The sequence below is a fragment of the Methylobacterium sp. CM6244 genome (assembly GCF_054817885.1).
The window spans coordinates 4,411,496-4,429,659 of the sequence record NZ_CM139247.1 but is presented as its reverse complement, the minus strand read 5'-3'; the positions used below and the strand labels follow the sequence as shown (position 1 = coordinate 4,429,659).

Below are 18,164 nucleotides of genomic sequence, written 5' to 3'. Positions count from 1 at the left end.
AATGGCCCCGACGCCGGGGTCGGGAGTGCGTTTGTCGCAGTTTCTTCAAAGCGGTCGCGTCACCGTTAAGGCCGCCAATGACAATCGCCCATCCCATATTCCGGCGTTTTGGCCTTGGGCCGTGGCTATTGGTGTCGCACCGGTCCTGTCGGGCATCCTACTCCTGGCCCTGATCTTCTGACGCTGCCTGCTCGCTCCGGGGTTTACCCGTGTCCGTCCCGAGCCTAGCGTCCGCCGCGACATGGCCCTAGTTCCTCCTCCATCAACGTCTCCGCCGATCTCCAATGCTCCCGAATGGTCGGTTGGGGATCTCGCCTCGGCCCTGAAGCGAACGCTGGAGGACGCGTTCGGTCATGTCCGGCTACGCGGCGAGATTTCCGGCTATCGCGGCCAGCATGGCTCGGGCCACGCCTATTTCTCGTTGAAGGACGGGACCGCGAGGATCGACGCGGTGGTGTGGAAGGGGACTTTCAACCGCCTGCGCCAACGGCCGCAGGAAGGCTTGGAGGTGGTCGCCACCGGCCGTATCACCACCTTCGCCGGTAAGTCCTCCTACCAGATCGTCGTCGAGACCCTCGAGCCGGCGGGGATCGGCGCCTGGATGGCCTTGCTGGAGGAGCGCAAGCGTGTCCTCTCGGCGGAGGGGCTGTTCGCGGCCGAGCGCAAGCGCGCGATTCCCTACCTACCCCGGGTCGTCGGGGTCGTGACCTCTCCCACCGGTGCCGTCATTCGGGACATCCTTCACCGGCTGGAAGACCGCTTTCGGAGGCCGGTCCTCGTCTGGCCCGTACGCGTCCAGGGGGAGGGCGCGGCCGAGGAAATCGCGACCGCCATCCGCGGCTTCAATGCGCTTCTCCCGAACGGCGCCATCCCACGGCCGGACGTGCTCATCGTCGCCAGAGGTGGCGGCTCGATCGAAGATCTCTGGCCGTTCAATGAGGAAATCGTGGTCCGTGCCGCCGCGGAAAGCGCCATTCCCCTGATCTCGGCGGTAGGCCACGAGACCGACACCACCCTCATCGATTTCGTCTCGGACCGACGTGCACCGACTCCCACCGGAGCCGCCGAGATGGCCGTTCCCGTGCGCGCTGATCTCGTCGCCGAGATCCGCGACCTTGGTCATCGTCAACGCGAAGCCGTCCAGCGCAGGCTCGACCGTGAGGGTTCAGACCTGCGCGCGCTTCTCCGCGCCATGCCGGGCGCGGATGCGTTCCTGTCGGCAAAACGCCAACGCCTCGACCTTGCCGAGGCCCGGCTCATGCCGGCGCTCGCTGGCAATGCGCGCGATTACCGGGTTCGTTTCGGCCGCCTGCTCGACAGGCTCGGGCGTCATCCGCCGGAATTGCGCCTGACCCAGGCGCGTGTTCGGCTCGCCCTGGTGGCCGATCGTCCCCATTCAGCCCTGCGGAACTACGCGGCGCGCAAAGGAGAGGCCCTAGCCTATCTCGGCCGCCGCCTCGTGGTCGCCCGTGAGCAAACCCTCGTGCGTGCTCGGTCGGAGGCGGTTCGCCGACAGGAGCGGCTCGGCGCACTCGACGCTCGCCTGGGACAGGCAGCCCGTCGCCTGCTCGAGCGGCGAGCCGACCGGCTCGCAAGTTTCGCATCGCTCCTCGGGTCGTTGAGCTATCGCGCGGTTCTTGCGCGAGGTTTTGCCCTCGTGCGCGACGAGGAGGGAGCGCCGATCCGCGCCGCCGCATCGGCGATGCAGGGGCAGCGCCTGAGCCTCGAATTCGCCGACGGCACGCTTCTCGCCCGGACGGAGGCTTCGGATGCTCCGACGCCGGGAGGAGCAGAGCCTCCGAAGCGCAAGCGACAGTCGCGGAAAACGGTGGAAACACCACCGCAGCAATCCCTGTTCGAGCTGTGACCCGATCACGCCGTGGGTCCTGTCGAGCAAGTCCCGCCGCAGACGCATGGCATGGCCGTGAACCTTGGCGCGAGCGATGCGTCTTGGCCCGCCGTGGCTCGCAAGCCGTCGAGAACACCGCTAAAGGCATCCGCTGAAGTCTCGCCGCTGGGGAGCAAAGCCGCCAACGGAGGGATTTTCCTGAGAAACGGTTGAAATGCATGGCGGCGCGTCGAAACACGACCTCAACACCGCCGGTATCGGCCCTGCGCAGGCTTGCCAAGGAGAGACGATGACCACCACGATCGACAGCGGACAGAAGCTACACCTCGTCTTCGGCGGCGAGCTCGAGAACCTCGACGGAGTCAACTTCCGTGACGTGAAGGGGCTCGACATCGTCGGAATCTTTCCGGACTATGCCTCCGCGCAGAGCGCCTGGAAATCGAAGGCACAGGCCACCGTCGACAGCGCTCAGACGCGCTATTTCATCGTCCATCTCCATCGCCTGCTGGAGCCATGATCTGTGCAGGGCATCCCCCAATCATAAGTGAAGGCATTGTGACGCCGGGGCGGGGGTTGTAATGGGTGCCGCGCCGATGGGCCGGTATCTGGCGCGGCTGGAAAATGTGAGATGAAGACGGCGGCATGAAGTCCTCGATCAAGATCATCGCTGGAAATGCCAGCCGTCCGCTTGCGGAGGCGATCTCCGCCTATCTCGAGCTTCCCCTGGCCAAATGCATGGTCCGTCGCTTTGCGGACATGGAAATCTTCGTCGAGCTTCAGGAGAATGTCCGCGGCGAGGACGTCTTCATCGTTCAATCGACCTCGTTCCCCGCCAATGACCACTTGATGGAGCTGCTCATCATGATCGATGCGGCGCGGCGCTCCTCGGCGCGGCGCATCACGGCGGTGATCCCCTATTTCGGCTATGCCCGACAGGACCGTCGCACCTCCGGCCGCACGCCGATTTCGGCTAAGCTTGTCGCCAACCTCATCACCGAAGCCGGCGCCGACCGCGTGATGACACTGGACCTCCATGCAGGCCAGATCCAAGGCTTCTTCGACATTCCCACCGACAATCTCTTCGCCGCGCCGGTGATCGTGCGCGACATCAAGGAGCGTCTCGACCCGAAGGAATGGATGGTGGTCTCGCCCGATGTCGGTGGTGTGGTCCGCGCCCGCGCCATCGCCAAGCGCATCGACGCGACACTGGCCATTGTCGACAAACGCCGCGAGCGCCCCGGTGAATCGGAAGTGATGAACATCATCGGCGAGGTCGAGGGCCGTTCGTGCATCCTCGTCGACGACATCGTCGATTCCGGCGGTACGCTCGTGAACGCCGCAGAAGCCCTGCTGAACGCCGGCGCCAAGGATGTGTCAGCCTACATCACCCACGGGGTGCTCTCGGGCGGCGCCGTCTCCCGCATCGCGGCTTCGCGGATGAAAGAGCTGGTGATTACCGATTCGATCCAGCCGACACAGGCGGTCAAGCTCGCCCGCAATATTCGCGTGGCCACCATCGCGCCGCTGCTTGGCGAGGCCATCGGTCGGACCGCGACAGAATCGAGTGTGTCGAGCTTGTTCGTCTGATTGGCCTGATGCCTGGCCGATACGGCATCGATCATCGTCCGCTGCCCAAGTTACGGCGCTCGACGCCAAAATCTCATGGACCTCGCGTCGCGCGGGTCCTCCTTCGGCGATGACCGGACGCGAAGGCAATTGCGCGCTCTTCTGCCGCCGCCTATATACGCTGATCCCCTTTTGAGAGCGTGAGACGGGACTTCCGGATCGATTCATCCGGAGCCTGCGGACCGATGCCCGGCGCCGCCCGTTCCCCGCTAACGTCGGAGCCACAGAGCATGTCCCAAGGTCCGCTAATGCCGAAGGCGACCGCCGTCTGGCTGGTCGAGAATACCTCGCTCGCCTTCGAGCAGATCGCCGATTTCTGTAAGCTTCACCCGCTCGAAGTGAAGGGTATTGCCGACGGCGAAGTCGCTGCCGGGATCAAAGGCCTCGACCCGATCACCACGGGTCAGCTTACCCGCGACGAGATCGAGAAAGCGCAGAAATCTCCTAATTACAAGCTGAAGGTTGCCGTCTCGAAGGTGAAGTTGCCGGAGGTCAAGCGCACCACCAAGGGTCCGCGCTACACCCCTCTGTCACGGCGCCAGGACCGGCCGAACGCCATCCTCTGGCTGCTCCGCAACCACCCGGAGTTGAAGGATGCGCAGGTCATCCGCCTCGTCGGCACCACCAAATCGACGATCCAGCAGATCCGTGAGCGCACCCACTGGAATTCGAGCTCGCTGCAGCCGATGGACCCGGTGACCCTTGGTCTCTGCACGCAGATTGATCTCGACTTCGAGGTTCAGCGCGCCGCCAAGGACCGACCGGCCGTTCTGCCGACCGATGCCGGCGCGACACTGTTGCCCACAGAGGTGTCCACCGCAGGCAGCTACGAAGAGGCGGACGAGCATCATCGCAACGAACGCGACGAGAAGCTCAACGCGGATTCGGTCTTCGCCAAACTCAAGGGCATGCGCAACACTGAGGATGACGACGAGGAATAATCGTCACCTCGACGACACCACAACCCAATCGAATCTTCCCGAGGGCGCTGCTGTTGCAGCGCCCTTCTTCGTGTTGGTGCACCGCATGATCGCCAACCAAAAGAAAATGCGTAATATTGATCTTCCTCGATCCACGGGGACACTTTTTCGGGGCGGATAATGGCCTCTCGCGAGACAGGACACGATGTGGCGGAGCACCAGCCGGGCAGCCACGGATTCGGACCGGACATCCTGGCGACAGGATCACTCCCTGACGCGGCGACCGGGGACGTTGTCTCGCGCATGGCAGCGTCGGAGCCTGTGACCCTGGCGGAGTCGTTGATGAGCGAGGAGGGCTGGAGCCCTCTGAATTTCGACGAGACTGGGCCAAACCCGCCCTACTTACGCATCGGCGGCAAGCTCTCGATGACGCTGACGGAATATGAGCCGTGTTTTTCGTCGTATAGCCGGGATCGCATCCTGTTCCGATCCAAGGTTTCGATGGCCGAGCATTTGCGGAAATACGATCAGATGATGATTGATCCGCTCGCCTTCGAGGAATGTTTCGGCCCTGGCGAGGGGACCGACGCGACATTCCCGTTCGGCGCTTGGCTTACGATCCGCAAGGTTGGATTTTCCGGCATCGAACTCTGGGATAAGGGCCGGGGCGATGTAGTTCTTCCACTCGAGGCACTCTCGATCGCCTCGGCGATCTGGCTGCGCCACGCCGAGACGCCTCGCTGGATGCTCACCTGATCGCCCCACCCACCAACGATCCGAAGCGTTATGTTGCCGAAACGCACGAGATCAGGTATGGGAGCGCCGTCCTCCAATCGGATTCGACTGCGCGCGGGCGTCTCGTCCCGTCACCGGCCCGTTGGAGAATGGCCCTCGACCATCGCTTCATATTGCGTTGGCCCTCCTACGGGGGGTGAGCCTGTCGGATCCCATCAGGGGCCGCGGGCGGTGATCGCCGAGGGTGCCCCGTCACACGAACCGCCGACGCCGGCCTCGCACGAGAGGCCTGTCAGGAGACAGAATGACCGCTGGTAACGCCCTGCAGCGTAGCCCGAGCCGCGACGACTTCGCGGCTCTCCTCGAGGAGAGCTTCCTCGAGCACGAGATCACCGAAGGGTCCGTCGTCAAGGGTCGCGTCGTCGCGATCGAAAAGGACGTGGCCGTCATCGACATCGGCGCCAAGACGGAAGGCCGTGTCGCCCTCAAGGAATTCAACGGCCCCGGCCGCGAAGGCGAACTTGCCGTCGGCGACGAGGTCGAGGTCTATGTCGACCGCATCGAGAACGCCCTCGGCGAGGCCGTCATCTCGCGCGATAAGGCACGCCGCGAGGAGAGCTGGGTCAAGCTCGAGAAGGCCTTCGAGGCCAATGAGCGCGTCACGGGCGCGATCTTCAATCAGGTCAAGGGCGGCTACACCGTCGATCTCGATGGCGCCGTGGCCTTCCTGCCGCGCTCGCAGGTCGATATCCGTCCCGTGCGCGACGTCACGCCCCTTCTCGGCACCCCGCAGCCGTTCCAGATCCTCAAGATGGATCGTCGCCGCGGCAACATCGTCGTGTCGCGCCGCACCGTCCTCGAAGAGAGCCGCGCCGAGCAGCGCTCCGAGCTCGTGGCCAACCTTGAAGAAGGCCAGGTCATCGACGGCGTCGTCAAGAACATCACCGAGTACGGCGCGTTCGTCGACCTCGGCGGCATCGACGGCCTGCTCCACGTCACCGACATGGCATGGCGTCGTGTGAATCACCCGTCCGAGGTCGTGACCATCGGCCAGACGGTCAAGGTCAAGATCATCAAGATCAACCACGAGACCCACCGCATCTCGCTCGGCATCAAGCAGCTGCTCGCCGATCCGTGGGAGGGTATCGCCCAGCGCTACCCGGTCGACGCCAAGCTCAAGGGCCGTGTCACCAACATCACCGATTACGGCGCCTTCGTGGAGCTGGAGCCGGGCATCGAAGGCCTGATCCACGTCTCCGAGATGTCTTGGACGAAGAAGAACGTCCATCCGGGCAAGATCGTCTCCACCTCGCAGGAAGTGGAAGTGCAGATCCTCGAGGTCGATCCGGTCAAGCGCCGCATCTCGCTCGGCCTCAAGCAGACCCTCCAGAACCCCTGGGAGGCCTTCGCCGAGCAGCATCCGGTCGGCTCCGAGGTCGAGGGCGAGGTCAAGAACAAGACCGAGTTCGGTCTGTTCATTGGTCTCGACGGCGACGTCGACGGCATGGTTCACCTGTCGGATCTCGACTGGAACCGCCCCGGCGAGCAGGTCATCGAAGAGTTCAAGAAGGGCGACATGCTGCGCGCCCAGGTTCTTGACGTCGATGTCGAGAAGGAGCGCATCTCGCTCGGCGTGAAGCAGCTCGGCGGCGACCCCTTCACGGAAGCCGGCGAACTCAAGAAGGGTCAGATCGTGACCTGCGAAGTGGTGGAAGTGAAGGATTCGGGGGTCGAAGTTAAGATCGTCGACACCGACCTCTCCACCTTCATCCGCCGGGCCGAACTCGCCCGCGATCGTGGCGACCAGCGTCCCGAGCGTTTCGCCGCCGGCGAGAAGTTCGATGCCCGCGTGATCCAGTTCGATCGCAAGGCGCGTCGGGTCCAGCTCTCGATCAAGGCCCTGGAAATGGCCGAGGAGAAGGAGGCCATGGCCCAGTTCGGCTCCGCCGATTCCGGCGCCTCCCTCGGCGAGATCCTCGGTGCTGCCTTCAAGAAGGCCCGCACCAGCGACGACAAGGACGACGCGCAGGACTAAGCCCCGCGCAGATACGAATGGCGTCCAGTTCGTTAGAGCTGGACGCCATGTCTCGGAACGCCCGCGCGGGATCGTCTCTCGCGCGGGCGTTTTCGTGTCTCGGTACGAGACCTCATCACAGGACGGTTTCAAAACGCGACGTTTGAACGGATTGCGGCATCCTGCAGATTGTTGACCGCCGGCCCATCGGCTAGGAACCGGGCGACCGAAGAAACGGCTCGAACTGCACACGCCACTTTTCGAGACATAGCCGGTGCCGGACACTCGTCTGCAGTGGCAGCCACGTATGACATTCGGGTCGCACTTTAATCAGCTGAAAACAGCACTCACGTTTCATCGCCGGTGGTCGGCCATAAGCTCGTGCCGGCTCGCCATGATGCGGACCTCTTCGGGCCTTGGACACATAGCCCCATCTCAAGACGTCGCATCGAGGCCTGTTCTATAAGTGTTCCAGAGAGAAAATCGGAACACCGAAACGTTCGACGAGACTGATAAATAATAGCTGGAAGACTATCGCCGATCCCTTTACCGACCAGGGTCAGCGAGGCATCGATCCGGCAGACTGGTCAAGCCAGCACACCGGGCAAGAATGCCCATGGGAAGAAGCGCTCCTCCGATCCTCTCGATCCGATGCCCTGGACGGACAGACGTCCGATGAGGGTCCTCCGGACGTGTTCTGCAGAACGAGGTATGGCGATGAGCGCCGATAATAACGATACGAGCCCGTCCAACGGCGCTTCCTCCACCACGCCTGCCCTGAACCGCAGGCAGATTCTTGGCACGGCCCTGACCGGAATGGCGGCTGTGGCAATGCCCGGCTCCCTGGTCCTCGCTGCCCCTCCGGCAAAGAAGGTTGATGTCCTTCTGATCGGCGGCGGCATCATGAGCGCCACCCTCGGCGTCTGGCTGCGCGAACTCGAACCCAACTGGTCGATCCAGATGATCGAGCGTCTCGATGGCGTGGCGAAGGAGAGCTCCAACGGCTGGAACAACGCCGGCACAGGTCATTCCGCCCTCGCTGAGCTCAACTACACGCCCGAGAAGAAAGATGGGCAGATTGAGATCGCCAAGGCCGTCGAGATCAACGAGGCCTTCCAGGTCACCCGCCAGTTCCTGGCGTGGCAGGTTCGCAACGGCGTCCTGAAGAACCCGCGCTCCTTCATCAACTACACCCCGCATATGAGCTTCGTGTGGGGCGACGAGAACATCACGTTTCTCAAGAAGCGTCATGCAGCGCTCAAGGCGAGCCCCCTCTTCGCCGGCATGGATTATTCGACCGATCCCGAGCAGATCCGGAAATGGGTTCCCCTGATGATGGAGGGCCGCGATCCCAAGCAGAAGATCGCAGCCACCTGGACCTCTTTGGGCACCGACGTGGAGTTCGGCGAGATCACCCGCCAGTTCGTCGCGCATCTGCAGAGCCAGCCGAATTTCGACCTGCAGGCCTCGTCCGAGGTCCGGACCATCGACAAGAACCCCGACGGCTCCTGGCGCGTGGTCTCTCGGAACCTCAAGGACGGGTCCGAGCAGAGTATCGACGCCAAGTTCGTCTTCATCGGCGCTGGCGGCGGATCCCTGCATCTCCTGCAGAAATCCGGCATTCCGGAAGGCGAGGATTACGCGGGCTTCCCCGTCGGCGGCTCGTTCCTCGTCAATGAGAATCCGGATGTGACGACGCAGCATCTGGCGAAGGCCTACGGCAAGGCCTCGGTCGGCTCGCCGCCGATGTCAGTTCCGCATCTGGACACGCGCGTCCTCGACGGCAAGCGCGTCCTGCTATTCGGTCCCTTTGCGACATTCTCCACCAAGTTCCTGAAGGAGGGCTCCTATTTCGACCTCCTGTCCTCGACGACCACCAGCAACGTCTGGCCGATGGTTCGCGTGGGCGTGGATGAATATCCGTTGGTGGAGTATCTGGCCGGTCAGCTGATGCTCTCGGACGATGACCGCATCGCCGCCCTGCGTGAGTATTTCCCCAAGGCCAAGAAGGAAGAATGGCGCCTGTGGCAGGCGGGCCAGCGCGTGCAGATCATCAAGCGCGACAAGGACAAGGGTGGCGTTCTGAAACTCGGCACGGAGATCGTCAGCGCGAAGGACGGCAGCATCGCGGCGCTGCTCGGCGCCTCCCCGGGCGCGTCCACGGCCGCTCCGATCATGCTGAAGGTGCTGGAGAAGGTGTTCGCCTCGAAGGTTTCGTCCCCTGAATGGCAGTCGAAGCTTCGGCAGATCGTCCCGAGCTACGGATTGAAGCTGAACGACGATCCGGAACGGGTCGCGCAGGCCTGGGCCTATACGAGCGAGCAGTTGCAGCTGCCGTCTCCTCCGCCGATCGACGTCGAGGCACTGAAGCAGACGCCGGTCAGCAACACCGTCCTCAACAGCAACCCTACCACCACGACGAAGCCGGTCCACGACCTCGCTCCCTGAACGAGCGAAGCCAAGCGCTGAAATCCTCCGATGTCGCCCGTTCGCCATCGGAGGATTTTGCTTGGGTTGAACGATCGAAGCGAAAACCCGTCGCCGCGCCGGCACGACGCCTCGGCTTCGACCAATCCTAAACCACCCATCGGGCCCCGTATCCCTTGAGGCAGTGTCCTGACGCCGCGCGTCCAGCCAACGAGTGCTCTTGCCGGTCCGCAGAAGGGAGCGCTAGAACACGGCCCTGCTTTCGCGTCCCCCCGGGCTTCGGCGACCTTCCGGCGGAAGGACGTGTGAGCTCCCAAAGGTTTGGTGCAAACCACCGGCGGGTGTGAAACAAGTCTTGACGGGCGGAGGGGTGCACTATGGCTGCACGCCTCCTTGCCCATGAGCAAAGAACCGGCCGAAACGGGCGGAAACGTTAAGGGAACGGGACGATCGCATGGCTGCAGACGCCGAACTTCTGATCGATCGTCGGCGCCTGCGCCGCAAGCTCTCCCTCTGGCGCGTCGTGGGAATCGGCGGGTTGATCGTCGCCGTCGGTGCGGTGGGCTACCGTGTCCGGGGCAATGACGGGTTCGGTTTCCCAGCCGTGAAACCACAGATCGCGCGAATTTCCATCGGTGGCTTCATCGCCGGCAGCGAATCGACGACGAAGCTGATCGAGCGCGTCCGCGATGCCAGCGCGGTGCAGGGCGTCATCGTCTCGATCTCCTCGCCGGGCGGCACAACCACCGGCTCTGAGGAACTCTACCGCAACCTGCGCTCGCTGTCCGAGAAGAAGCCGATGGTCGCCTTCGTCGATGGCACGGCGGCCTCTGGCGCCTATATCGCCGCCATCGCGGCCGATCATATCGTCGCTCGGGAAACCGCCCTGGTCGGATCCATCGGCGTGCTGTTCCAATATCCCGATCTGTCCGGGCTGCTCGACAAGGTCGGCGTCAAGGTCGAGTCGGTGAAGTCGTCGCCCCTGAAGGCCGAGCCATCCGGCTTCACCCCGACCTCGCCCGAGGCACGGGCCGCCCTGGCCTCCGTTGTGGGCGACACCTACGCCTGGTTCAAAGGCCTCGTCTCCGAGCGGCGCAAACTCTCCGAGAAGGAACTGGCGACCGTTTCCGACGGGCGCGTCTTCAGCGGCCGTCAGAGCGTTCCGTTGAAGCTGGTGGATAGCGTTGGCGGCGAACGTCAGGCGGTGACTTGGCTCGAGGCGGAGCGCAACGTCGCCAAGGGCCTGCCCATCCGTGATTGGAAGCCTAAATCCGAGAGCGACTTCAAACTCTGGTCGGCTCTCGGCACGGGCGCCGATCTCCTTGGCATGGGCGGTCTTGCGACGCGCCTCCGTCAGGTCGGCGACGAGACGGCGAGCATCGCGCAAGGGGGAATGCTGGCTCTCTGGCGTCCGGCCTCAACCGATGCGCCTTGAGGGCGACGCCGAATCACGCCTGCCTGGATCACGTCCGCAGGGGTGCCGGAACCGCATGAAGTCAGGGAAGACCGCCGCATGATCAAGTCGGAGCTCGTGCTCAGGATCGCAGAGCAGAACCCGCATCTCTACCAGCGTGACGTGGAAACCCTCGTGAAGGCGATCCTCGACACGATCGCGGAAGCCTTGTCGCGCGGCGACCGGGTCGAGTTGCGCGGCTTCGGTGCTTTCTCGGTCAAGCGTCGTGATGCGCGCCGCGGGCGCAACCCGCGCACCGGTGAGCCCGTTGCCGTCTCCGAGAAGGCCATCCCCGTGTTCAAGACGGGCAAGGAGATGCGCCAGCGACTTAACGAGGCCGGCATCGGCGCAGAGGAGCCCTCCGAGAATGAGGAATCCTGAGCCCATGCAAAGCCTCGTCCTACCGACCGGAGTGTCTCGATGATCCGCTTCTTCAAGGGTTTGGTGCTGCTTCCCGTCGCGATCGTGGTCGTGGCCCTGGCCGTGGCGAACCGGGAGGTCGTCCGCCTGTCCTTCGATCCGTTCACGGCGGACACGCCGGCCTTCAGCCTGCCATTGCCGCTCTACGTCCTGATCTTCGCCTCCGTCGCCATCGGCATCCTCTGCGGCGGTATCGGCACCTGGCTCGGCCAGTCCGGCACCCGGCGTACGAGCGCCGCCCGCCGCCGCGAGATCCGTCGCCTGGAGGGCGAGACCGAGCGTCTGAAATCCCGCGTCGCGGCCAGCGAGCCCACGCCGGCCGAGCGTTATCCCGGCCAGGACGGCCACGTCGCGCTCCCCGCCCCGCGCTAGAGGCCAAGCGCAGCCATGTCGTCGATCCGCGTCAAGATCTGCGGGCTCAGTACCCCCGCGGCCCTCGACGCAGCGCTCTTGGCGGGGGCTGACCTTGTCGGCCTCGTGCATTTCGCGAAGAGCCCGCGTCATGTCGACTTCGAGACGGCGGGTCGGCTGTCGGAACAGGCGAAGGGCAGGGCGGAGCGGGTCATCCTTCTCGTCGATCCCGACGATGCTCTGATCGATGCGGCCCTGAGGGCCGTCGATCCGGATTGGATCCAACTCCACGGCCATGAGACCCCGGAGCGGGTCGCGGCCATCCGTGCCCACAGCAATCGCCCCGTGATGAAGGCGCTCGGCGTCTCGACGCGTTCGGATCTCGACGTTCTCTCCGCCTATGAAGCGGCCGACCGCATTCTCCTCGACGCGAAGCCTCCGCCCGACGCGGCCCTGCCGGGCGGCAACGGCATTGCCTTTGATTGGGACATCCTCGCGGGGCTGGACCTGCCGGCGGGGACGATGCTGTCCGGCGGCCTCGCTCCCGGCAATGTTGCCGAGGCCCTCCGCCGGACGGGCCTTCGCGCTGTCGACGTCTCTTCGGGGGTCGAGACCCGGCCGGGAGAAAAGAGTTCCGAGCGCATCGGAGCCTTCATTGCGGCGGTTCGGACTGGCGAATAGCGTCCGATTTCACAAATCGACGCGTTCGCCGCATTGTAGCCGCCCCCCGCACGGGTCTAGGCATTGGCGCAACCCCATACCGAACGCACAGGCCCGGCGGCGATCCGCCAGCCGACGACGTGAAGGACGACTGACCTTGACCATCGCCCCCTCTCCGAACTCGTTCCGCAACGGACCGGACGAGCGCGGCCGCTTCGGCATCTTTGGCGGACGCTTCGTCGCCGAGACGCTGATGCCGCTCATCCTCGATCTCGAGAAGGCCTATACGGAAGCGAAGGCAGATCCGTCCTTCCAGCAGGAGATGAACGGCCATCTGACCCATTATGTCGGCCGTCCGAGCCCGCTCTACTATGCCGAGCGCCTGACCGAGCACCTGCGCGCGGCATCGGCCCCGGGTCACGGAGCCAAGGTCTTCTTCAAGCGCGAGGAGTTGAACCATACCGGTTCGCACAAGGTGAACAACGTGCTCGGTCAGATCATGCTGGCCCGCCGCATGGGCAAGCCCCGGATCATCGCCGAGACGGGCGCCGGGCAGCACGGGGTCGCCACCGCCACCCTCTGCGCCCGGTTCGGCTTGAAATGCGTCGTCTACATGGGCGCCGTCGACGTAGCGCGCCAAGCGCCCAACGTCTTCCGCATGAAGATGCTCGGCGCCGAGGTGATCCCGGTGGAATCCGGCACCAAGACCCTCAAGGACGCCATGAACGAGGCGTTGCGCGACTGGGTCACTAACGTCGCAGATACGTTCTACTGCATCGGCACGGTGGCCGGCCCGCATCCCTATCCGGCGATGGTGCGCGATTTCCAATCGATCATTGGCCGGGAGACGAAGGAGCAGATGCTGGAGATGGAAGGGCGACTGCCCGACTCGCTCATCGCCTGTATCGGCGGCGGCTCCAACGCCATGGGGTTGTTCCACCCGTTCCTCGACGACCGCGAGGTGGAGATCTACGGCGTCGAGGCCGCCGGCCACGGCATCTCGTCGGGCCTGCACGCCGCCTCCCTCTCCGGCGGGAAGCCGGGAGTGCTCCATGGCAACCGAACCTACCTTCTTCAGAACGAGGACGGCCAGATCGCCGACGCCCACTCGATCTCCGCCGGCCTCGATTATCCCGGCATCGGCCCCGAACACGCTTGGCTGCACGAGGCCAAGCGCGTCACCTACCTCTCGGCGACGGATTCCGAGACGCTGGAAGCGTTCAAGCTGTGCTCGATGCTGGAGGGCATCATCCCGGCCCTGGAGCCGGCTCACGCCCTCGCCAAGGTGTTCGAAATCGCGCCGACGAAGCCGGCCGAACACCTGATGGTGCTCAATCTCTCGGGCCGTGGCGACAAGGACATCCCGCAGGTGGCCGAAATCCTGGGAACCCGCCTCTGAGAAAACCGCAACGGGGAGCTCGCAAGTGGCAAACTCCCCGTTGACACCCGAAGGCGGATTTCTTTATACCGCCGATCTCTTCAGGGGCGCCTGCACCGCGCGGGTTCCTTTGTTGTGGCGGGGTAGCTCAGTTGGTTAGAGCAGAGGAATCATAATCCTTGTGTCGGGAGTTCAAATCTCTCCCTCGCTACCAATCATTCCTAGTCGTTAGATCGACCTAGCCTGTGAGCCCTGGACCCCTGGTCCGGGGCTTTTTGGTTCTCTGAGAGGGATCTGCCGGACAGCGCGAACAATCGGGACGTGGTGTCCACCTGACGGCATCGATGGGCGGTTTTTGCGTGGCCCCTGCCTGGTATCCTCAGTCTCGCTCGCGATGCTCCTCAGCGATGATCCAATGGCGCTTCGTCCCCACTCGCCACTCATCGGCGCAATCGGGAGGCCACGACCTCGTTCGGTACGGAGGGCTATGTCGACCTTAGTGTAGATTGATCTTGATCGCGGGAACCGGACGCTCGGTCGTCGCCCCGAATGGAAGTCACAGGTGGACTTCAACCGGCTGTTTGCCGGGAGCGGACGACGAAAGTACCGGCGCCGGAAGGTCCGACGCCGGTCTGATCGAGTATGCGGCCTTCGGCGTCGGTGGCCGCGTCCTGCCGTTCCAGCCGGATGCCCTTATCCGAGGGCTTCTTCCACCGCCCTGCCGCAGGCTTCGGTATCGGCGTTGCCGCCGAGATCGCGGGTGCGCAGGGTCCGCTCGGAGAGGATGCGCTCGATACCTGTGACGATCTCCCGGGCGGCCTCGGGCTCGCCGAGATGCTCCAGCATCATCGAGCCGGACCAGATCTGGCCGATGGGGTTGGCGATGCCCTGGCCGGCGATGTCGGGGGCCGAGCCGTGCACCGGCTCGAACACCGAGGGGAAGAGCCGCTCCGGGTTGATGTTGCCGGAGGGCGCGATGCCGATCGTGCCCGTGCAGGCGGGTCCGAGGTCGGAGAGGATGTCGCCGAACAGGTTCGAGGCGACAACCACGTCGAACCGGTCCGGGTTCAGCACGAAATGGGCCGTCAGAATGTCGATATGGTACTGGTCCCAGGCCACGTCCGGGTAGGCCTTGGCCATCTCCTTCACCCGCTCGTCCCAATAGGGCATCGTGATCGAGATGCCGTTGGACTTGGTGGCCGAGGTCAGGTGCTTCTTCGGGCGGCTCTGGGCCAGCTCGAAGGCGAATTTCAGGATGCGGTCGACGCCGTGGCGCGTCATGATCGTCTCCTGCAGGGCGAATTCGCGGTCCGTGCCGGCGAACATGCGCCCGCCCGCATTCGAGTATTCGCCCTCCGTGTTCTCGCGGACCACCCAGAAATCGATGTCGCCGGGCTTGCGGTCGGCGAGCGGGCTCTTCACGCCCGGCATCAGGCGCACCGGGCGAAGGTTGGCGTATTGGTCGAATTCCCGCCGGAACAGGATCAGCGAGCCCCAGAGCGAGACGTGATCGGGCACCCTGTCCGGCATGCCGACCGCGCCGAAGAAGATCGCGTCGTGACCGCCGATCTGCGTCTTCCAGTCCTCCGGCATCATCCGGTTGTGCCGCTCGTAATAATCGCAGCTCGCGAAGTCGAACCAGTCGAACTCGAGGCTGAAGCCGTGGCGCTTGGCCGCCTTCTCGAGGACGCGCACGCCCTCCGGCACGACCTCCTTGCCGATCCCGTCGCCCGGAATGACGGCGATGCGATAGTGGCGTGATGTCATGGGAATGGCGCTCCGCGGATGGGTTTGGGGATCAGGCGGCGCTCGGCGGCCAGGGCGTCTCGGCGACGGGGGTCACCGGCCCCCGACCCTCGAACCAGGAAACGAGGTTGTCCACGAGGAGGTTGCCCATGGCACGGCGGGTATGGTGGGTGGCCGAGCCCACATGCGGCAGCAGGACGACGTTGTCCAAGGCAATGAGGGCGTCGGGAACCCGGGGTTCGTCCGCGAACACGTCGAGGCCGGCCGAGTGGATCGCGCCCTGCTGCAGGGCCGCGATCAGGGCGTCCTCGTCGACGAGGCTGCCGCGCGCCACGTTGATGAGGATACCGTCGGGGCGGAGTGCGCCCAGCACCTCCGCGGTGACGAGGGGTCCGGCTCCGCCGCCGGGCGCGACGACCACGAGGACGTCGCAGGCCCGCGCCAGCTCGACCGCGCTCGGGTGGTAGTCATAGGCCACCTCGGGTTGCCGGCGGCGGCCGTGATAGGCGATGGCGCAGCCGAATCCATCGAGGCGCGTGGCGATGGCATGCCCGATCCGCCCGAGGCCGAGGATGCCGATGCGGCGCCCGCGCAGGGAGGGCGAGAGCGGAAACGGGGCTTTCGGCCAGGCGCCCGAGCGGAGATAGCGGTCGGCCTGTGGGAGGCGGCGGACGGTGGCGAGGAGCAGGCCGAGGGCGAGGTCGGCGACCTCCTCGGTGAGCACGTCCGGGGTGTTGGTGACGACGGCGCCCCGGTCCTTGGCAGCCGCGACGTCGATCGTGTCGTAGCCGACACCGAAATTGGCGACGATCTCCAGGGCGGGGAGGCGCGCGAAGAGATCGGCTCCCGCCGGCGCCTGTCCTCCCACCACCACGCCGCGGATGGCCGGGCCGACCTCCGCCAGGAACGCGTCCCGATCGGTGGCCCGATCGAGGCGGTGGAGGACGAAGCGCTCCTCGAGGGCCCGGATCGTATCGGGAAGGATCGCCTTCAGCAGCAGGATCTCCGCCTTCGCATGCGCTGTCATGGGGCCTCTTCGCAGTTGCGTGTTGCGTGGAGGTGGCGCTCCCGCTCCGGAGCGAAGCCACCTTGTGCTTTCCGCCAACGGAGGGTGGACCGCAACCCGGAGCCGACCCGCTCGGCAAGACCGCGTTGCGCCAATCCCATACAGGCCGCGAGGACTGTCTCGTTCCTCTGGCCGCGCGGAAGGCCGGACCTGACCTTGACAACCGTGGCGCTGACGAAATCTTCGGTCAAAGCGGACAGAACGGCTCGCTCCTCATCACTGAGCGGTCGCATCGTACGGATTTCCTCGGCACGTCGATTCCCGGGAGACGGCCGCCGCCCGGAGCCGGGCGACGGCGGTGGAAGCCGTGCGGGGCCGGATCGCGCCCCGCACGGATCGGTCGCCGCTTACTCGGCGAGTTCGCGCATGACCTTGATCAGGTCCGACTTGCCCTCGAAGCCGATGCCGGGAAGCTCCGGCATGACGATGTGGCCGTCCTCGACCTTCACCCCGTCCGGGAAGCCGCCATAGGGCTGGAACAGGTCCGGGTAGCTCTCGTTGCCACCCAGCCCGAGGCCGGCCGCAATGTTGAGCGACATCTGGTGACCGCCATGCGGGATGCAGCGTTTGGGCGACCAGCCGAACTGCTCCAGCACGTCGAGGGTGCGCAGGTACTCGACGAGTCCGTAGGACAGGGCGCAGTCGAACTGCAGGTAGTCGCGGTCGGGCCGCATGCCGCCGTAGCGCAGGAGGTTGCGGGCATCCTGGTGCGAGAACAGGTTCTCGCCGGTCGCCATCGGGCCGGGATAGAACTCGGAGATCGCGGCCTGCAGGGCGTAGTCGAGGGGATCGCCGATCTCCTCGTACCAGAACAGCGGATACTGGCGCAGCATCTTGGCGTAGGCGATGCCCTGTTCGAGGTTGAAGCGGCCGTTCACGTCGACGGCGAGCTGCGCCTGCGAGCCGATCTCCTTCAGCACGGCCTCGATGCGGCGCTGGTCCTCCTCGATCGGCACGCCGCCGATCTTCATCTTCACGACGTTGTAGCCACGGTCGAGGTAGCCGCGCATCTCGTCACGCAGCTGGGTGTCGTCCTTGCCGGGATAGTAATAGCCGCCGGCCGCGTAGACGAAGACGCGCGGATTGGCCTCGACGCCCTTCTGCTCGGCGAGCATCCGGAACAGCGGCTTGCCGGCGATCTTGGCGGTGGCGTCCCAGATCGCCATGTCGAGGGTGCCCACCGCCACCGAGCGCTCGCCGTGGCCGCCGGGCTTCTCGTTGGTCATCATCGCCGCCCAGAGCTTGTGCGGGTCGAGATTGTCACCGGCCTCGTTGAGCACGCTCGCGGGCTCGGCCTCGAGGATGCGGTTCTTGAAGCGCTCGCGGATCAGGCCGCCCTGGCCGTAGCGGCCGTTGGAATTGAAGCCGTATCCCACCACCCGGCGGCCGTCGCGCTCCACGTCCGTGACCACGGCCACGAGGCTGGCGGTCATCTTCGAGAAGTCGATATAGGCGTTGCGGATGGGCGAGGAGATCGGCTTGGTGATCTCGCAGACGTCGACGATACGCATGGTGGCTC

At 64.9% G+C, this 18,164-nt stretch carries 15 protein-coding genes and 1 tRNA gene; 13 read left to right on the top strand and 3 right to left on the bottom strand.

Going from position 1 to position 18,164, the window contains the following annotated elements:
* Positions 1-241: 241 nt before the first annotated feature.
* The 13 genes from xseA to ACYQML_RS20700 all read left to right on the top strand — a co-directional run bounded on the left by xseA (position 242) and on the right by ACYQML_RS20700 (position 14,047).
* The gene (xseA, locus tag ACYQML_RS20760) at positions 242-1,867 is read left to right on the top strand and encodes an exodeoxyribonuclease VII large subunit (RefSeq protein WP_056433262.1); all 1,626 of its coding nucleotides are present in this window, start codon (positions 242-244) and stop codon (positions 1,865-1,867) included.
* Between the two features lie 271 nt (positions 1,868-2,138).
* Positions 2,139-2,366 carry a DUF4170 domain-containing protein gene (locus ACYQML_RS20755; protein WP_056433705.1) on the top strand — a complete coding sequence of 76 codons (228 nt, stop codon included), beginning with the start codon at positions 2,139-2,141 and terminating at the stop codon, positions 2,364-2,366.
* Positions 2,367-2,491: 125 nt separating this feature from the next.
* Positions 2,492-3,436, top strand: coding sequence for a ribose-phosphate pyrophosphokinase (locus ACYQML_RS20750; protein ID WP_019903469.1), 945 nt, complete (start codon positions 2,492-2,494; stop codon positions 3,434-3,436).
* Between the two features lie 269 nt (positions 3,437-3,705).
* Positions 3,706-4,416: a DUF1013 domain-containing protein gene (locus ACYQML_RS20745; protein WP_056433259.1), complete on the top strand. Its 711-nt coding sequence runs from the start codon at positions 3,706-3,708 to the stop codon at positions 4,414-4,416.
* 321 nt (positions 4,417-4,737) lie between these two features.
* The gene (locus ACYQML_RS20740; RefSeq protein WP_461233906.1) at positions 4,738-5,151 is read left to right on the top strand and encodes a hypothetical protein; all 414 of its coding nucleotides are present in this window, start codon (positions 4,738-4,740) and stop codon (positions 5,149-5,151) included.
* Positions 5,152-5,434: 283 nt separating this feature from the next.
* A complete protein-coding gene (gene rpsA / locus ACYQML_RS20735) occupies positions 5,435-7,165 on the top strand; it encodes a 30S ribosomal protein S1 (RefSeq protein WP_056433243.1) in 1,731 nt (576 codons plus the stop codon).
* Positions 7,166-7,861: 696 nt separating this feature from the next.
* Positions 7,862-9,592, top strand: coding sequence for a malate dehydrogenase (quinone) (gene mqo / locus ACYQML_RS20730; RefSeq protein ID WP_461233905.1), 1,731 nt, complete (start codon positions 7,862-7,864; stop codon positions 9,590-9,592).
* Positions 9,593-10,025: 433 nt separating this feature from the next.
* The gene (gene sppA / locus ACYQML_RS20725) at positions 10,026-11,006 is read left to right on the top strand and encodes a signal peptide peptidase SppA (RefSeq protein WP_056433234.1); all 981 of its coding nucleotides are present in this window, start codon (positions 10,026-10,028) and stop codon (positions 11,004-11,006) included.
* A gap of 78 nt (positions 11,007-11,084) precedes the next feature.
* The gene (locus ACYQML_RS20720) at positions 11,085-11,405 is read left to right on the top strand and encodes an integration host factor subunit beta (protein WP_056433233.1); all 321 of its coding nucleotides are present in this window, start codon (positions 11,085-11,087) and stop codon (positions 11,403-11,405) included.
* 39 nt (positions 11,406-11,444) lie between these two features.
* Complete coding sequence (locus ACYQML_RS20715; RefSeq protein WP_419953817.1) at positions 11,445-11,816, top strand: LapA family protein; 372 nt, start codon at positions 11,445-11,447, stop codon at positions 11,814-11,816.
* 15 nt (positions 11,817-11,831) lie between these two features.
* The gene (locus ACYQML_RS20710; RefSeq protein WP_056433227.1) at positions 11,832-12,476 is read left to right on the top strand and encodes a phosphoribosylanthranilate isomerase; all 645 of its coding nucleotides are present in this window, start codon (positions 11,832-11,834) and stop codon (positions 12,474-12,476) included.
* A gap of 136 nt (positions 12,477-12,612) precedes the next feature.
* Complete coding sequence (trpB, locus tag ACYQML_RS20705; protein ID WP_056433223.1) at positions 12,613-13,854, top strand: tryptophan synthase subunit beta; 1,242 nt, start codon at positions 12,613-12,615, stop codon at positions 13,852-13,854.
* Between the two features lie 116 nt (positions 13,855-13,970).
* Positions 13,971-14,047 (top strand) — tRNA-Met (locus ACYQML_RS20700).
* 479 nt (positions 14,048-14,526) lie between these two features.
* On the opposite strand, the gene ACYQML_RS20695 is transcribed toward ACYQML_RS20700, so the two are convergent.
* The 3 genes from ACYQML_RS20695 to ACYQML_RS20685 form a co-directional block, all read right to left on the bottom strand.
* Complete coding sequence (locus ACYQML_RS20695) at positions 14,527-15,600, bottom strand: tartrate dehydrogenase (RefSeq protein ID WP_461233904.1); 1,074 nt, start codon at positions 15,598-15,600, stop codon at positions 14,527-14,529.
* Positions 15,601-15,631: 31 nt separating this feature from the next.
* On the bottom strand, positions 15,632-16,606 hold the full coding sequence (locus ACYQML_RS20690) for a 2-hydroxyacid dehydrogenase (protein WP_461233902.1): 975 nt from the start codon (positions 16,604-16,606) through the stop codon (positions 15,632-15,634).
* A gap of 386 nt (positions 16,607-16,992) precedes the next feature.
* Positions 16,993-18,156 (bottom strand): mandelate racemase/muconate lactonizing enzyme family protein, encoded by a 1,164-nt coding sequence (locus ACYQML_RS20685; RefSeq protein WP_461233901.1) that lies wholly within the window; start codon positions 18,154-18,156, stop codon positions 16,993-16,995.
* Positions 18,157-18,164 lie beyond the last annotated feature (8 nt).